Annotated in this window: 17 protein-coding genes; 9 read left to right on the top strand and 8 right to left on the bottom strand. The window is 70.9% G+C overall.

Annotated features, from left to right (window positions below; all coding sequences use genetic code 11):
- Positions 1 to 68 precede the first annotated feature (68 nt).
- Together fabG and AC1C2S_RS11660 are read left to right on the top strand one after the other, a co-directional pair.
- Positions 69 to 818 (top strand): 3-oxoacyl-ACP reductase FabG, encoded by a 750-nt coding sequence (fabG, locus tag AC1C2S_RS11665; RefSeq protein ID WP_495352691.1) that lies wholly within the window; start codon positions 69 to 71, stop codon positions 816 to 818.
- On the top strand, positions 815 to 1,273 hold the full coding sequence (locus AC1C2S_RS11660; RefSeq protein ID WP_495352690.1) for a MaoC family dehydratase: 459 nt from the start codon (positions 815 to 817) through the stop codon (positions 1,271 to 1,273). The genes fabG and AC1C2S_RS11660 overlap by 4 nt, the downstream gene beginning before the upstream one ends.
- A 173-nt stretch (positions 1,274 to 1,446) precedes the next feature.
- Here AC1C2S_RS11660 and AC1C2S_RS11655 read toward each other — a convergent pair whose 3' ends face one another.
- Positions 1,447 to 2,679, bottom strand: a complete 1,233-nt coding sequence (locus AC1C2S_RS11655) for an acetyl-CoA C-acetyltransferase (RefSeq protein WP_495352689.1) — start codon at positions 2,677 to 2,679, stop codon at positions 1,447 to 1,449.
- 13 nt (positions 2,680 to 2,692) lie between these two features.
- Positions 2,693 to 3,919 carry an acyl-CoA dehydrogenase family protein gene (locus AC1C2S_RS11650; protein ID WP_495352688.1) on the bottom strand — a complete coding sequence of 409 codons (1,227 nt, stop codon included), beginning with the start codon at positions 3,917 to 3,919 and terminating at the stop codon, positions 2,693 to 2,695.
- Between the two features lie 90 nt (positions 3,920 to 4,009).
- Here AC1C2S_RS11650 and AC1C2S_RS11645 point away from each other — a divergent pair, with 90 nt between their 5' ends.
- The 5 genes from AC1C2S_RS11645 to AC1C2S_RS11625 all read left to right on the top strand — a co-directional run bounded on the left by AC1C2S_RS11645 (position 4,010) and on the right by AC1C2S_RS11625 (position 9,310).
- Positions 4,010 to 4,657, top strand: coding sequence for a QsdR family transcriptional regulator (locus AC1C2S_RS11645; protein WP_495352687.1), 648 nt, complete (start codon positions 4,010 to 4,012; stop codon positions 4,655 to 4,657).
- Between the two features lie 97 nt (positions 4,658 to 4,754).
- On the top strand, positions 4,755 to 5,162 hold the full coding sequence (locus AC1C2S_RS11640; RefSeq protein ID WP_495352686.1) for an acyl-CoA thioesterase: 408 nt from the start codon (positions 4,755 to 4,757) through the stop codon (positions 5,160 to 5,162).
- Positions 5,163 to 5,287: 125 nt separating this feature from the next.
- The gene (locus tag AC1C2S_RS11635) at positions 5,288 to 6,409 is read left to right on the top strand and encodes a phosphotransferase family protein (RefSeq protein ID WP_495352685.1); all 1,122 of its coding nucleotides are present in this window, start codon (positions 5,288 to 5,290) and stop codon (positions 6,407 to 6,409) included.
- 1 nt (position 6,410) lies between these two features.
- A complete protein-coding gene (locus AC1C2S_RS11630) occupies positions 6,411 to 7,613 on the top strand; it encodes an acyl-CoA dehydrogenase family protein (RefSeq protein ID WP_495352684.1) in 1,203 nt (400 codons plus the stop codon).
- A 110-nt stretch (positions 7,614 to 7,723) separates the two neighbouring features.
- Positions 7,724 to 9,310, top strand: coding sequence for an AMP-binding protein (locus AC1C2S_RS11625; protein WP_495352683.1), 1,587 nt, complete (start codon positions 7,724 to 7,726; stop codon positions 9,308 to 9,310).
- 28 nt (positions 9,311 to 9,338) lie between these two features.
- On the opposite strand, the gene AC1C2S_RS11620 is transcribed toward AC1C2S_RS11625, so the two are convergent.
- On the bottom strand, positions 9,339 to 10,139 hold the full coding sequence (locus AC1C2S_RS11620) for an MFS transporter (protein ID WP_495352682.1): 801 nt from the start codon (positions 10,137 to 10,139) through the stop codon (positions 9,339 to 9,341).
- A gap of 34 nt (positions 10,140 to 10,173) precedes the next feature.
- On the opposite strand from AC1C2S_RS11620, the gene AC1C2S_RS11615 reads away from it, so the two are divergent.
- Both AC1C2S_RS11615 and AC1C2S_RS11610 read left to right on the top strand, forming a co-directional pair.
- The gene (locus AC1C2S_RS11615; protein ID WP_495352681.1) at positions 10,174 to 10,392 is read left to right on the top strand and encodes a hypothetical protein; all 219 of its coding nucleotides are present in this window, start codon (positions 10,174 to 10,176) and stop codon (positions 10,390 to 10,392) included.
- A gap of 4 nt (positions 10,393 to 10,396) precedes the next feature.
- Positions 10,397 to 10,948, top strand: coding sequence for an LLM class flavin-dependent oxidoreductase (locus AC1C2S_RS11610; RefSeq protein ID WP_495352680.1), 552 nt, complete (start codon positions 10,397 to 10,399; stop codon positions 10,946 to 10,948).
- 85 nt (positions 10,949 to 11,033) lie between these two features.
- Here AC1C2S_RS11610 and AC1C2S_RS11605 read toward each other — a convergent pair whose 3' ends face one another.
- Genes AC1C2S_RS11605 through AC1C2S_RS11585 form a run of 5 tightly spaced genes read right to left on the bottom strand, consistent with a single transcriptional unit; the run spans position 11,034 to position 15,810 of the window.
- Positions 11,034 to 12,311, bottom strand: a complete 1,278-nt coding sequence (locus AC1C2S_RS11605) for an ABC transporter substrate-binding protein (protein WP_495352679.1) — start codon at positions 12,309 to 12,311, stop codon at positions 11,034 to 11,036.
- 4 nt (positions 12,312 to 12,315) lie between these two features.
- Positions 12,316 to 13,437, bottom strand: a complete 1,122-nt coding sequence (locus AC1C2S_RS11600) for a branched-chain amino acid ABC transporter permease (RefSeq protein WP_495352678.1) — start codon at positions 13,435 to 13,437, stop codon at positions 12,316 to 12,318.
- A complete protein-coding gene (locus tag AC1C2S_RS11595; protein ID WP_495352677.1) occupies positions 13,434 to 14,312 on the bottom strand; it encodes a branched-chain amino acid ABC transporter permease in 879 nt (292 codons plus the stop codon). The genes AC1C2S_RS11600 and AC1C2S_RS11595 overlap by 4 nt, the downstream gene beginning before the upstream one ends.
- Positions 14,312 to 15,028, bottom strand: coding sequence for an ABC transporter ATP-binding protein (locus AC1C2S_RS11590; RefSeq protein WP_495352676.1), 717 nt, complete (start codon positions 15,026 to 15,028; stop codon positions 14,312 to 14,314). The genes AC1C2S_RS11595 and AC1C2S_RS11590 overlap by 1 nt, the downstream gene beginning before the upstream one ends.
- Positions 15,028 to 15,810 (bottom strand): ABC transporter ATP-binding protein, encoded by a 783-nt coding sequence (locus AC1C2S_RS11585; RefSeq protein WP_495352675.1) that lies wholly within the window; start codon positions 15,808 to 15,810, stop codon positions 15,028 to 15,030. The genes AC1C2S_RS11590 and AC1C2S_RS11585 overlap by 1 nt, the downstream gene beginning before the upstream one ends.
- Between the last annotated feature and the right edge of the window lie 158 nt (positions 15,811 to 15,968).

The raw sequence follows: 15,968 nt of genomic DNA, 5'->3' as shown, positions 1-15,968 counted from the left end.
CGCGCCGCACTCGGAAACGACCAGCACACGCCAACCCGCACCCGCACCACCCCACGAAAGGACACCGAATGACTCGCACCGCCATCGTGACCGGAGCCGCCCGCGGCATCGGCGCCGCCACCGCCCGCCGCCTCGCCGCCGAAGGCCACGCGGTCGCGGTGCTCGACCTCGACGAGGCCGCGTGCGCCGAGACGGTCGCCGCGATCGAGGCCGACGGGGGCCGCGCGCTCGCGGTCGGCGCGAACGTCGCCGACTCCGCAGCGGTCGAAGCGGCCGTCGCACGCATCGCCGCCGAGCTCGGCGCGCCCACGATCCTCGTGAACAATGCCGGCATCCTGCGCGACAACCTGCTCTTCAAGATGACCGACGACGACTGGGACGCCGTGATCTCGGTGCACTTGCGCGGCGCGTTCCTCATGACCCGGGCCGTGCAGGCCCACCAGGTCGAGGCGAAGTGGGGCCGCATCGTGAATCTCTCGAGCACCTCGGCGCTCGGCAACCGCGGGCAGGCCAACTACTCCGCGGCCAAGGCCGGCATACAGGGCTTCACGAAGACCCTGGCGATCGAGCTCGGCCGCTATGGGGTGACGGCCAACGCGGTCGCGCCCGGGTTCATCGCCACCGACATGCTCCGTCAGACGGCCGAGCGCATGGGCATCACGAACGAGCAACTGCTCGAGGGAGCCGCGAAGGAGATTCCGGTCGGCCGGGTCGGCCAGCCCGAGGACGTCGCCGAGGCCGTCGCGTTCTTCTGCTCGGATGCCGCGGGATTCGTCTCGGGCCAAGTGCTCTACGTCGCGGGCGGGCCGAAGGCATGACCGCGGCGTTCGCCTCCCCCGAGGCACTGCTCGACGCGGTGGGCACTGCGATCGGCCCCGGCGACTGGTTCACCGTCGACCAGGCCCGCATCGACGAGTTCGCCCGCGCGACCGACGACCACCAGTGGATCCACGTCGACGTCGAGCGCGCGACCACCGGTCCGTTCGGAGCCCCGATCGCGCACGGCTTCCTGACGCTGTCACTCCTCACCGCGCTCGCGACGCCGCTGCTCGACATCGGCGGGGTCGCAATGGGCGTGAACTACGGCTTCGAGCGCGTGCGCTTCCTGCAGCCGGTCGCGGCGGGCTTGCGGGTGCGCGCGGTCGGCACGATCGCGGGCGCCGAGCGCACGGGCAGCGGCATCCGGGTCACGCAGGAGCTCACCGTCGAGATCGAGGGCAGCGAGCGCCCCGCGCTCGTGGCCGAGTGGGTGACGTTGCTCGTTCCCGAGTAGGAACACGCGCACGAGAACACGAAGGCACGCCGCGCCCCCGGCGTGTCTTCCTGTTTCGGGCGCCGTCACGGCGTGTCGTCCTGTTTCCACGACGGTGGACGAGGCATCGGATGCCCGCACACGGCGGATGCCGCGGGCGCACGTCGCGCCGCGGCATCCGCTGTTCATGCCGGTCAGATGCGCTCGATGACCATCGCCATGCCCTGGCCGCCGCCGACGCACATCGTCTCGAGGCCGTAGCGCCCGCCGGTCTCGGCGAGGCCGTTGATGAGCGTCGAGGTGATGCGCGCACCGGTCATGCCGAACGGGTGGCCGATCGCGATCGCGCCGCCGTGCACGCTGAGGCGTTCGGGGTCGATGCCGAGCTGCCGCGCCGAGGGGATGACCTGCGCGGCGAAGGCCTCGTTGAGCTCCACGAGGTCGAGGTCGTCGACCGTGAGCCCGGCGAGGGCGAGCGCCCGGCGGCTCGCCTCGACGGGGCCGAGGCCCATGATCTCGGGCGAGAGTCCGCTCACGCCCGTCGAGACGATGCGTGCAAGCGGGGTCAGGCCGAGTTCGTCGACGACGCGGTCGGAGACCACGACGAGGGCCGCGGCTCCGTCGTTCAGCGGGCAGCAGTTGCCGGCGGTGACGGTGCCCTCGGGCCGGAACACCGGGTCGAGGGTGGCGAGGCTCGCTTCGGTCACGCCGGCACGCGGACCATCGTCGGCGGCCACGACGGTGCCGTCGGCGAGGGTCACCGGCGTGATGTCGCGCGACCAGAAGCCGCTCGCGATCGCGGCCTCGGCGCGCTGCTGGCTGCGCGCCGCGAACGCATCCTGCTCCTCGCGCGTCACGCCGGTGAGCTCGGCGACGTTCTCGGCCGTCTGTCCCATCGCGATGTACGCGTCGGGCAACGCGCCGTCGACGCGGGGGTCGTGCCAACTCGCGCTGCCGCCCGGCGCCGTCGCGGCACGTGCGGCCGTACGGGCGATCGCGTCGGCGAAGCGCGGGTTCTCGAGTTCGACGCCCGGGATGTAGTCGCTCGAGCCGCGCATGGCATGGCTGACCGACTCGACGCCCGCCGAGACGAAGACGTCGCCCTCGCCCGCCTTGATGGCGTGGAAGGCCATGCGCGTCGTCTGCAGGCTCGACGCGCAATAACGGTTCACGGTCGTGCCGGGCACGTCGTCGAGCCCGAGCAGCACGGCGACGATACGGGCCATGTTCATGCCCTGCTCGCCGCCCGGCATGCCGCAGCCGAGCATGAGGTCGTCGATGCGACCGGGGTCGATGGCGGGCAGCTTGCCGAGCACCGCACGCACCATGTCGGCGGCGAGGTCATCGGGTCGGATACCGGCGAGGGAACCCTTGCGGGCGCGGCCGATCGGCGAGCGGGCGGTGGCGACGATGTAGGCCTCGGTCATCGGATGCCCCGGCTCACACGAACGCCGCGATGCCGGTGATGGCCCGGCCGACGATGAGCGTGTTCATGTCGAACGTGCCCTCGAACGTGTAGACCGCCTCGGCGTCGGCGAAGTAGCGGGCGACGCCGTGGTCGAGCTGAATGCCGTTGCCGCCCATGATCTCGCGGCACCAGCCGACCGTCTCGCGCATTCGCGCGGTGGCGAAGGCCTTGGCCATCGCGGAGTGGTGGTCTCTCTGCTCGCCGTCGTCTTGCATCTCCGAGACGCGCATGCAGAGTGCGATGCTCGCGGTGATGTTCGACAGCGAGTTCGCGAGCTTCTCCTGCACGAGCTGGAACGAGGCGATCGGCTTGCCGAACTGCCGGCGCTCCTTCGCGTAGGCGAGGGCAGCCTCGTAGGCGCCGACGGCGACGCCGATCGCCTGCCACGCCACCTCGGCACGGGTGAGGCGCAGCACGATGGCGACGTCGCGGAACGAGTTGATGTTCGCCAGCCGATCGCGCTCGGGCACGATCACGTTCTCGAGCACGATGTCGGCGTTCTCGACCCCGCGCAGCGACTGCTTGCGTTCGATCTTCGTCGCCGTGAATCCCGGCGCCGGCTGGCGCACGATGAAGCCCTTGACCTGGTCATCGGCCGTGTCGCGGGCCCAGATGATGACGATGTCGGCGAAAGTGGCGTTGCCGATCCAGCGCTTGGCGCCGTTCAGCACCCATTCGTCGCCCTGGTGGGTCGCGGTCGTCTCGAGGCCCTTCGCCGTGTCGGAGCCGTGGTCGGGTTCGGTGAGGCCGAACGCGCCGATGACCTCGCCGCGACCCATACGCTGCATCCATTCGGCCCGCTGCTCATCGGAGCCGCCGACGCCGATCGCGTTCATCGCGAGGCCGCTGTGCACGCCGATGAAGGTCGCCGTCGACGGATCGACCCGGGAGATCTCGAGGGCCACCCACGCACGGTAGACCGTGCTGTTCTCGAAGTGGCGGGTCTCGGGCCAGCCCGCGCCGAAGAGACCGAGCTCGGCGAAGCCGGGGATGAGGTGGCGGGGACTGCGCGCCTCCTCCCACAGGCGGTCGGCGTGCGGTCGCACCTCCGCGTCGAGGAAGGTGCGGATGCGGGCGACGGACTCCTGCTCTTTGGGTGTGAGCTTCGCCTGGAAGGCGTAGAAGTCCGCGGCGAGCAATTCGGCGGGGGCGGGCTGGGCGAGCTGCAGCGCGTCGGGCTGCGGCGTGGTGAGCGTCATGGCTTCTCCGATCTTCGGTGATCGCTTCGAGTATGCATCATTTTTCAGAATGTTGCATGCGAGCCTCTTGGCGCGAGGTAGAGTTCCGGCATGCCGACGACTGCCGCCCCTGCCGAAACCTCGATCGCGACCGTCGGTCTCGCGTCAGCGCCGTCTTGGCTCTCGGAACGTCTCGCCGATGGCAGCCATGCCGACGCTGTGCGCGCCTTCGAGCTGGCTCGCGAGGCCTTCATCGACGGCCGCCGAATTGACATGGGCGGCCTCGCCACCACTCTCGGCGTCGATCGCACCTCGCTCTTCCGCTGGGTCGGCAATCGCGACGCGCTGCTCTCCGAGGTGCTCTGGTCGCTCGCTGTGCCGACGCTCGTACTGGCCGAGCACGCCGCCGAGGGGCTCGTCGCCGAAGAGCGAGTGGCGACCGTGCTCACGCATTTCGTCGACGACCTCATCAAGGCCGACTACTTCCGGCAGTTCCTCCGCCGCGAGCCGGCGCGGGCACTGCGCCTGCTCACGACGAAGGAGAGCGAGATCCAGCGCCGCTACGTTGCCACGGCCGAGTGGATCGTGCGCCGCGACCTCGGCGACAACCCGCTCGGCGGCGCGATCGATCCCGCCTCTCTCGCGTTCCTGCTCGTGCGAGTCTCCGAATCGTTCACCTACTCCGACCTCATCGCGGGCGACACCCCGAGCACCGCGCGCGCCCGCACCGCGTTCCGCGTGCTGCTGCGCGCCGACTGAACAGCGCGCCCGACCGAACTCCGGCGCCCGACCGACTCCCCCGCCCGACCGACTCCCCCGCCCGACCGAACTCCCGCGCCCGACCGAAGGAGCCCCCATGGAGTACCGCGCCCGCCAGCCGTTCGGCACGCGCTGGAACGACAACGACCAGTACGGCCACCTCAACAACACGGTCTACTACGAAGCGATGGACACCGCGATCAACGTCTGGATGATCGCGAACGGCGGGCTCGACCCGCAGAGCGAATCGATCGCGCTCTGCGCGGCGTCGTCGTGCGAGTTCCGCGCGTCGGCGTCGTTCCCCGAGCCGCTCGAGGTCGGCATCGGCGTCGAACGGCTCGGAACTTCGAGCATCACGTGGGCGCTCGGCATCCTGCGACCCGGCGAGGCCGAGCCGATCGCAACCGGTCGATTCGTGCACGTCTTCGTGGATGCGGCGACCCGCACCTCGACGCCGATCCCCGCCGGCATCCGCGGTGCGGTCGAGGCGCAGCTCCTGCGCTGACGAGCCCGGACCATCAGAATGACCCGCTCCATGCCCACACATACCGACCACGCGGTATGCTTGCACAGCGCGGGTACCGAAACCCGCCGTGTCGCACAGCAGGGCGTGCGGAAAGGTGGTCGAGGATGACCGACTCCCCCGGGCTGGATGTCGCGGGCCTGACGAGGTGGCTCGCCGACGCGCATCCGGAGCTGGCCGACGCACCACTGCGCGCGAGTCTCATCACCGGCGGGCGCAGCAACCTCACCTACCGCATCGACGGCGCTCGCCGCCCCCTCGTGCTGCGGCGCCCGCCGCTCGGCCACGTGCTCTCGAGCGCGCACGACATGGCGCGCGAGCACCGGGTCATCTCCGCGCTGCGGCACACCGCCGTGCCGGTGCCGCCGACCGTCGACCTCGTCGACGACACCGACGCGACCCACGTCACCGGCACGCCCTTCTTCGTGATGGAGCTCGTCGAGGGTCGCGTGCTCGCCGACCCCACCCAGAACGCCGACTTCACGCCGGCCGGCCTCGACGCCCTCGGTCGCGAGCTCGCGGGCATTCTCGCCGAATTGCATGCGATCGACCCGGCCGCAGTCGGGCTCGAGGCCTTCGGCCGCGCCGACGGCTACCTCGAACGCCAGCTGAAGACCTGGCGACGCCAACTCGACGCCTCGCGATCGCGTGAGGTGCCCCGCCTCGACGAGCTGCAGGCAGGGCTCGGCGAGCGGATGCCCCGGGCCGCGCGCTCCTCGCTCGTGCACGGCGACTACCGGCTCGACAACGCGCTCGTCGCAAGCTCGGGCGACGGCGACGGCGACGGCGACGGCGACGGCGACGGCTCAGACTCGGGCGACGCTCCGGGCGACGCTCCGGGCAACACCCCCCGCATCACTGCGATCCTCGACTGGGAGATGGCCACGATCGGCGACCCGCTCGTCGACCTCGGCATGCTCGGGCTGTACTGGAGTATCGCCGAGCTGCCGGGCGGGAGCGGCGTCGCGCCGAGCGCCGTCGATCTCGCCGCCGGGTACCCCGACTTCGACGAACTCGTCGACACGTACGCCGCGCGGGCCGGCATCGCCGTGCCCGGTCTCTCGTGGTACCGCGCGTTCGCCGCCTACAAGCTCGCGGTCATCCTCGAGGGAATCCACTACCGCTACCGATCCGGCGAGACCGTCGGCGAGGGGTTCGATCGCATCGGCGAGCTCGTCGAACCGCTCGCCGCCGAGGGGCTCTCGCATACCGCAGCGAGTAGGAGCTGACATGGACTTCGCACTCGACCAGCGCACCGCCGAACTCACCATGCGCGTGCGGGCCTTCCTGAGCGAACAGGTGCTGCCCGCCGAGCCCGTGCTCGAGGAGCAACTCGCAGCGACGCCCGGCGAGTGGGGCTTCCGGCCGGTCGTCGACGAGCTGCGGGCCGCGGCGCGTGAGCGGGGACTCTGGAACCTCTTCCTCCCGGGCGAGCGCGGTGCCGGCCTCTCGAACCTGCAGTACGCCCCGCTCGCCGAACTCACGGGCTGGAGCCCGCGCCTCGCCCCCGTCGCGCTCAACTGCGCCGCACCCGACACCGGCAACATGGAGGTGCTCGCCGACTTCGGCACCCCCGAGCAGCAGGAAGAGTGGCTGGCACCCCTCCTCGACGCCGGCATCCGCTCGGCGTTCTGCATGACCGAGCCCGACGTCGCCTCATCGGACGCCACGAACATCGCGACCCGCATCCGCCGCGACGGCGACCACTACATCGTCTCGGGTCGCAAGTGGTGGTCGACGGGTGCGATGAACCCCGACTGCGCCGTGTTCATCGTGATGGGCAAGACCGATCCGGATGCCCCGCGCCACCGCCAGCAGTCGATGATCCTGGTGCCCCGCGGCACACCGGGCGTGGAGATCGTGCGCCCCCTCAGCGTGTTCGGCTACGACGATCGCGACCACGGCGGCCACGCCGAGATCGCCTTCCACGAGGTGCGGGTGCCCGCGGCGAACCTCATCGCGGGCGAGGGCGACGGATTCGCGATCGCGCAGGCGCGGCTCGGGCCCGGTCGCATCCACCACTGCATGCGCGCCCTCGGCATGGCCGAACGCGCGCTGTCGCTCGTGCGCGAGCGCGCGCAGGCCCGCGTCGCCTTCGGCCGGCCGCTCGCCGAACAGGGCGTCGTGCGCGAGTGGGTCGCGGAGTCGCGCATCCAGCTCGAGGCCCTGCGCCTGCTCGTGCTCAAGACCGCATGGCTCATGGACACGGCCGGCAACCGCGAGGCCATGACCGAGATCCAGGCGATCAAGATCGCCGTGCCGCGCGCGGTGCAGGGCATCCTCGACCACGCCATCCAGCTCTTCGGCGCGGCCGGCCTGTCAGGCGACCAGCCGCTCGCCGAGATGTTCGCCGGCGCTCGCGCGCTGCGGCTCGCCGACGGCCCCGACGAGGTGCACCTCGCGGCCCTCGGCAAGGCCGAGTTCCGGCGCTGACCCGCCGCAACCCATCAACCTCAAGCCATCCCACCCGCTCCATCGCACCACCCGCACCACCGCACCATCGCACCATCGCACCACCCACGTTGATCAAAGGAGATCCCGACATGTCCCACACCCCCGACGACGCGATCGACGGCGACGGCTTCGGCACCCTCTCGGTTGCGAGCATCCTCGCCGAGTCGGCAGCGCGCACACCCGAGCGTCCGGCCGCGCACTTCATGGGCGACACGATCAGTTACCGCCGACTCTGGGATGAGACGCGCGCCTACGCGGGCGCACTTCGCGACCGAGGCATCCGTCGCGGTGATCGCGTGGCGATGCTCGTGCCGAACGTGCCCGACTTCGCACGCGTCTACTACGCCGCCCTCTCACTCGGCGCGGTCGTCGTGCCGATCCACCTGCTCTTCAAAGCCGAAGAGATCGAGTTCGTGCTCCGCGACAGCGGCGCCGACCTGCTCGTCGCAGCGGCGCCCCTGCTCGCCGAGGCCGTGCCCGCTGCCGGCGCAGCCGGCATCCCGCTGCTCACCGTGCTCGCTCCGCCCGTCGAGGCGGGCGGGCCCGCGTTGCCCCGCCTCGAGGCCGAGGCCGCGGCGGCCGCAGCGATCGAACGCCACCTGCCGGTACGACCGACGGATGCCGCGACCATCCTCTACACGAGCGGCACGACCGGCACGCCGAAGGGCGCCGTCGGCTCCCACCTCGCGATCGTCGAACAGGTGCACTGCAACCTCATCGACGCGTTCGACATGCGACCCGACGACATCGTCTTCGGCGGGCTGCCGCTCTTCCACACCTTCGGGCAGACGGCGGTGATGAACATCGCGTTCCGGCGCGGGGCATCCGTCATCCTGCTGCCGAAGTTCGATCCCGACCAGGCGCTCGAGCTGCTGGTCGCGCACGGGGCGACGGTGTTCACGGCCGTGCCGACGATGTTCGTCGGCATGATCGAGGCCGCCGGCCGCAGCGACGGCCGGCCCCCGCTGCGCTACGCGGTCTCGGGTGGCGCTGCGCTGCCGGTCGCGGTGCTCGAGGCGTTCCAGCGGGCGTACGGTGCTGAGGTGCACGAAGGCTACGGCCTCACCGAGACGGCCCCGACCGTGTCGTTCAACACCGTGCACGAGCCGATCCGGCCGGGCACCGTCGGGCGCCCCATGTGGGGCGTCGACGTCGCGATCGCCGAGGCCGAGGTCGAGGACCGCATCGAGTTCGCCGCGCCGAGTGCGCTCGGCGAGATCGTCGTGCGCGGCCACAACGTCTTCAAGGGCTACCTCGGGCGAGCGGATGCCTCGGCCGACGCCGTCGTCGACGGCTGGTTCCGCACGGGTGACCTCGGCACGATCGACGAGGGCATCATCACGATCGTCGACCGCAAGAAGGACATGATCGTACGCAACGGCTACAACGTGTACCCCACCGAGGTCGAGGCGGTCATCGTGCGGCATCCGGCGGTCGCGATGGCCGCGGTGTTCGGGCTGCCCGACGACGTGCATGGCCAAGAGGTGCACGTCGCGGTCGTCGCCCTCGATGGCCAGGAGGTCGACGCCGACGAACTCGTCGCCTTCACGAAGGAGCGGATCGCCGCCTACAAGTATCCGCGCGTGGTGCACATCGTCGATTCGCTCCCCATCGGCGGCAGCGGCAAGGTGCTCAAGCGCGTGCTCGTCGAGCAGTTCGCCCCGGCGGTGCGCTGACGCGCCGCCGGGGTCGAGCCGTCGGCACTCAGACCTGCGAAACCGACTGCGGGCGTGTCTGCGTGCGCCCTGGCGCCGAGGCGAGCGCGACGACGCCGGCGAGCACGAGCGCGACCGCAGAGATGACGAAGGCCACGCGGTAGCCCGACGCGTCGGGCGCTGCGGTCGCCGCGAGCGCGGCTGAGGCCACGATCGCGGTCGAGACCTGCGTGCCGAGCGCCCCGCCGATGGTTCTGAGGATGGTATTGACGCCGGTGGCCTCGCCGGTCTCCTGGCGCTCGACGGCTGCGACGACGACGTTGGCGAGCGACGAGAAGGCGAACCCGATGCCGATGCCGATGATCCCTGCAGCGACGGCGATGACCCATCCCACCGTGACGCCGACGATGAGCAGCCCGAAACCGACCGCACCGATCGCACACGCGATGACGAGCACCGTCGTGAACCCGACGCGCGCGCCGAGCCGGCCCGCGATCGGGCCCGCGAAGAGCATCGTCACCGCCATCGGCAGCAGGAAGAGGCCGGATTCGGCAGCGGTCGCGCCGAAACCGTAGCCGGCGCTCGGCGGCGTCTGCACGAGCCGGGGCACGAGGGTGAACGCCCCGTACATGCCGAACCCGATGATGAGCGCCGTGATGTTGGCGGCCATGAGCGGGCGACGGCGCAGGAGTGCGAGGTCGACGAGCGGCGCCGCGATCCGTCGTTCGAACATGGTGAAAGCGGTGAAGGCCGCGATCGACACGACCACAAGGGCCGCCGTGGCCACGGCGCCCCAGCTCTGCGCCTGGCTGATGGCGAGCAGCAGCGCGACGAGCGCGACCGAGAGCACGAGCTATCTCGACCTGCTCGAACGAGAGGGGTACGTGAACCGATCCCGTGACGTCGACGATCGTCGTCGCCAGACGGTCGCGCTCACCGCCGCCGGGCAGCCGGTCGCGATCGAACTCATCGAGTTCGCCCGCACCACCGGGCGCAAGAGCCTCGGCGTGCTGACGCCCCAAGAGCTCGCGACATTGACTCGACTGCTCGCCCGCGTTGTCGCGCACGACGACGCGACATCCGGCCCCGATCGCGACGCCTGACACCGTGGAACGCCGCATCAGGTTCGGAGCAGGCGGGGCCGTGGGCGGGCTCTCTGCCACTCAGACGCTCGACCTCGCGCAGAGCGCCGACGAGCTCGGCTACGACTTCTTCAGCCTCAGTGACCACCTCCACGGTGCCCACTCCACGCTCGAGCCGCTCACCGCACTGAGCTGGATCGCCGCGAAGACCTCGCGCATCACCCTGGCGACGAACGTGCTCGGCCTGCCCTACCGGCACCCCGCCGTGATCGCCAAGACCGCCGAGACGCTCGATCGGCTCTCCTCTCTCGGCCGGATCAGCCTCGACGACGCGGTCCTCCGCGGCGAACGGGTGCGTGCGGCCGCCCGCCGCGCCGGCCGCGACCCCGACGAGATCGAATTCGCGTGCAACATCGACGTCAGGATCGACCACGGCCGGGGCGTACCGGTCATCGCCGAGCGACTCGCGTCCGTCGTCGAGGCCGGGTTCACGACGCTCATGCTCGCGGCGGCCACGGTCGCCGAACAGGAGCTCATCGCCACCGAGCTCATGCCGCTCGTGCGCGCACGAGCGTGACGAGCGTGACGAGCCCGACGTGCCCGACGGTGCTCACGAGGAGGGGCCGTCTCGGGAACAGCCCCTCCCACCGTGCACCGAACCGTTACTCCGACGTCGGGGTGCCGTCATTCGAGAGCGGTACAGGGTCGGCCTCGACCGCTTCGACGGTGTCGCCGTCGACGGAGTAGGTCACCCCGACGAAGTCCTGCACGCCCTGATCGACACTCGTGATGCCCACACCGCGGTAGGCCGCGTGGTCGTCACCGCCGAACGAGAGAGGCAGGATGCCGTTGCCGACGAGGTCGCCCGAGGAGACCGCAGCGACGAGGCTCTCGCGCGTCGGATCCTCGCCCGCCCTCGCGAGTGCTTCGGCGAAGAGGTATCCGACGCTCATGCCGTAGACGGTGTTGCCGTCGAACGGAGCGCCCGCGTTGTACTCCTCGTTGATCTCGCGGAACAGCTGCGCCCACTCGTCGTCAGGCCCGAACGGCAGGTAGTTGGTGCTCACGAAGCCCTGCAGGAGCTTGGGCGCGAGGTCTTCGCCGAGGAATCCGACGAGCGTCGGGTAGTCGCCGCCCGAGGACGACGAGAACCACTGCGGGAACCAGCCGAGCTTCGCCGCGGTGCCCACGGCGAGCGCCGTGAAGCCGTTGACGGTGGCGAGCAGGTTGATCTCGCATCCGGCCGCCTGCATCGCCCCGATCTGCGCCGTGACGTCCTGGTTCGACACCGAGTACTGCTCGACCGCGGCGAGCCCGTCTGCGCCGACGACAGTCTCGGCCCCCTCGGTGAACTCGGCGCCGAAGTCGTCGTCCTGGCCGAGCACGCAGAGCTTCTTGCCCGGGAACTCGTCGCTCGCATACTGCGCGAGCGCCGCACCCTCGACGAGGTAGTCGGCGTTGAAGCCGAACGTCATCGGGTACTTCTCGGGCTGGTTCCAGCTCGTCGAGCCCGATGCGACGAAGAGGTCGGGCACCTCGTTCTGATTCAGGTAGTCGAGCACGGCAGTGTGCGTCGGTGTGCCGAGGCCGTTCACGATCGCGAAGACCTCGTCCTCCTGCACGAGTTCGCGCACGACGGTCTGCGTCGTCGCGGGGTTGTAGCCGTCGTCCTTGACGAGGTACTCGATCGAGCGGCCGTTGATGCCGCCGTTCTCGTTGACGTAGTCGAAGTAGGCGCTCGTCGCCGCCGAGATCGACGAGTAGCCGGCCGCGGCCGGGCCCGTGAGCGGCTGGTGCGTGCCGACCGTGACGGTGTCGTCGGTGACACCCGGGGTCTCGGCCGTCGTGCCCGGCGTGCTGCAGGCGGTCACGGTGACGACAAGGGCGGATGCCGCGACGATCGCGGCCAAGCGCCTGACTGGTGCGGGGTGCTGTGACATGGGGTCACCTCTCTGTTTCGGTGGGGATGGGGCGGGGTGCAGGATGCGGGATGCGGATCGAGTGCAAGGCGGCCGCGGTGACCTCCGGGCGATCGCGGGCTCGCGGCATCCGTCGACGGAACGCCCCCGCGATGCCGCCCGGCCAGACCGCCGTGACGACGATGAGGAGCGCGCCGAACACCAGCACGGCGAGATTGCCCGAGAGGCGCTGCGCGAGGTCGGTCGGCAGGTCGAGGGCGGTGGTCACGGTGCCGATGAGCCAGGGCAGCAGCACGATGACGACCGAGCCGATGGCGGCACCGCCGATGCTTCCGAGTCCGCCGACCACGACGGCCACGACGAGCAGGAGGGAGAACGCGAGCGTGTACCCGCCCGGGCTCACCGTCTGCGTCACGAAGCAGAGCAGTGCCCCGCCGAGACCTGCGGAGACGGCGCTCACGAGGAACGCGAAGACCTTCACCCGCCCTGCGCGCACGCCGCTGAGCCGGGCAGCGGTCTCGTCGCCGTGCACGGAACGCATGCGCAGGCCAGCCCGGCCACGGCGCAGCGCTGCGAGTGCGGTGACGGTCACCGACGCGACGAGGATCGCCACCCATGCCTGCCACTGCTCGACCGCGATCAGCGCCTTCAAGGCGGGCGGCACACCGTCGTAGGCGATCTGCAGCCCCTGGTCGCCGCGGAAGACTCCCACGAACACGCTCGTCACGGCGGGCAGCGCGATGACGAGCGCGAGCGTGACGCCCGCGAGATACGGGCCGCGGAGACGCGCGGCGGCGAGTCCGAGGGCCAGGCCCAGCACTCCGGATGCCGCGACCGCCCCCACGAGCGAGATGAGGAACCTGGCCGCTCCGTCGATGCCGACCTCGGTGAGCGCGTTCGCAGTGAGGGCGTACCCGTAGCCGCCCGCGGCCATGAGCGCGGCATGCCCGAGCGAGAGTTGCCCCGTGAGGCCGATCAGGAGCGTGAGCCCTGCGGTCGCGCAGAACGTCGCCGCGATGACTGCCAGCTGGTAGTTGCGATACGGGTCGAGAAGGAACGTGCCGCCGATGGCGACGATCGTGATGACCGCCGCGACGACGATGAGGCGAGGCGTGCCAGTGAGGGAGGGGAACAGGCGGCGGTTCATGCGGTTCGCGCCTCCCTCGCCGAGAAGATGCCGCCGGGTCGCACGATCAGTACCGCGACGAGCAGCACGAGCACGGCGATCGGGGCCACGGTCGCACCGAGGTATCCGGTCACGAGGCTCATGACGATGCCGACGACGAGGCCACCGACGAGTGCGCCCGGCGGCGAGTCGAGTCCGCCGACGACGGCGACCGCGAAGGCGTAGACGAAGAGGATGTCGGCCCCGTGCGGGTTCAGCCCGAGTTCGGTGGGCACGAGGAGGAGGGCGGCGAGCGCCGCGACCGCTGAGGAGAGCATCCATCCGATCGTGAGCATGCGCGAGACCCGAACGCCGAGGAGCCGCGACACCTCGGGTGCGAAGGCCGATGCGCGCAGGCGCAGACCGAGCGACGTGCGGGTGAAGAGCACGGCGAGCACGGCCATCACTGCGACCGCGACGACGAGCACGAAGAGGTCGTACGGCGAGAGCACCGGCACGCCGCCGATCACGATCGGCCGCTCGTCGAACGGCACCTCCATGGGGCGGTACTGCTGGCCGAAGAGGATGCCGAGGGCCGACTGCAGCACCATGACGAGCCCGATCGCGATGATCACGCCCGCGAGCGGCGAGCCCTGCGGCGCGAAGCGCATGACACCCCGCTCGACCGCGAAGCCGATCGCCGCGCCGGCGACGAGGGCGCTGCCGAGGCCGAGCCAGTACGAGCCCGTGAGCCCGGTCACGGCGAACGCGACGTAGGTGGCGACGACCGCCATCGCGCCTTGCGCGAAGTTGACGATGCGGGCGGCCCGCCAGATGAGCACAAGCGAGAGGGCGAACAGGGCGAAGATCGCGCCGCGGGCGAGGCCGGTGGCGAGGAGGAAGAGGAGGCGGTCCATCAGAATCCCAGGTAGGCGTGGCGGAGGGCGGTGTCGGCGGCGAGCGTGTCGGCGGATGCATCGGCGACGATCTCGCCGAGTCCGAGCACGATGCCGCGATCGGCGATCGAGAGGGCGCTCGTGACGTTCTGCTCGGCGAGCAGCACGGTGAGTCCGGTGCGCTCGGCGGTGTCGCGGAGCACGGCGAGGATCTGCGCGACGACGATCGGGGCGAGCCCGAGCGAGGGTTCGTCGAGCAGCAGCACGCGCGGGCGGGTGATGAGCGCGCGGCCGAGGGCGAGCATCTGCCGTTCGCCGCCCGAGAGCTGGTGGCCGGCGCTCGATCGGCGCCGGGCGAGCGGTTCGAAGAGCTCGTAGATCTCCTCGATCGCCGCCTGCCGTTCGGCGCCGCGGTAGCGCCAGAGGGCGCCGAGGCGGAGGTTCTCGTCCACCGTGAGCTCTGCGACGACGCTTCGCCCCTCGGGCACCTGGGCGAGGCCACTGCGAGCACGATCCTCGACGGCGACGGTCGCGAGGTCGTCGCCGTCGAACGCGATGCGCCCGGATGCCGGCGTCACGAGCCCCGCGATGGCGCGCATGAGGGTCGTCTTGCCTGCACCGTTCGCGCCGAGCAGGGCGACGATGGCACCCGACGGGACGCTGAAGCTCAGTTCGTGCAGCACGGGTGCGCCGCCGTAGCCGACGACGAGGCGATCGATCTCGAGGATGCCGCCCATCACGCCGCCTTCACCCCGAGGTATGCGGCCTCGACCCGCGGGTCGGCCTGTACCTCTGCCGGCGCGCCCGACGCGATGACGCGGCCGAAGTCGAGCACGACGATGCGGTCGGCGAGGCCCATCACGAAGTCGACGTGGTGCTCGACGAGGAGCACGGCGCATCCCTCGGACGCCACCCGGCGGATGATGCCCGCGAGTTGTTCGATGTCGTCGGCGCCGAGACCGCCCGCCGGTTCGTCGAGGAGGAGCAGGTTCGGCTTCGCGACGAGCGCGCGAGCGAGGGCGACGCGCTTGCGTTCGGGGTAGGGCAGGGCGTCGACAGGACGGTGCGCGACATCCGTGAGCCCGAGGCCCTCGAGCTCGGCGTTCGCAAGCGCGAGCGCCTCGGCACCGAGGCGGCGGTCGCGCATGAGCGGGAGCAGCACGTGCTCGAGCACCGTCATGCCGGTGAAGAGGCCGAGGCCTTGCAGCGTGCGCGAGACGCCGGCGGCGGTCAGCCGGGTCGGTGAGGCCGGCACCGGCCGCCCATCGAGTCGGATGTCGCCGGCCCGCGGCCGCACGAGCCCGCTCACGGCATTGAACACGGTCGTCTTGCCTGCGCCGTTCGGGCCGATGAGGGCGACGGTCTCGGCTGGGGCGACCTCGAACGAGACGTCGTCGAGGGCGGTGAGCCCGCCGAACGTGACCGTGAGGCCGGTGATCTCGAGTCGCGGCGGCACCGTTGGGGCGGTGGTCGCGTCGCGCACAGTGCCGTCGAGGGCAGCGGATGGTTCGTCGGTCATGGCAGCGGCACCTCTTCGTGTCGGATTGCACACACTGTACCCCAGAAACCGACCAGACGGTATGTCTATGTTGCAGTTGCCCGTGGCCGCGAGCGTCTTTCATGCACGCCCGCTCGCTCGACGCCGACCGCAGCGAGCGGCGCGCGACAGCGCGCAGC

The organism is Agromyces sp. Y782 (assembly GCF_059445405.1).
This window is presented reverse-complemented; position numbering and strand designations above follow the sequence as displayed.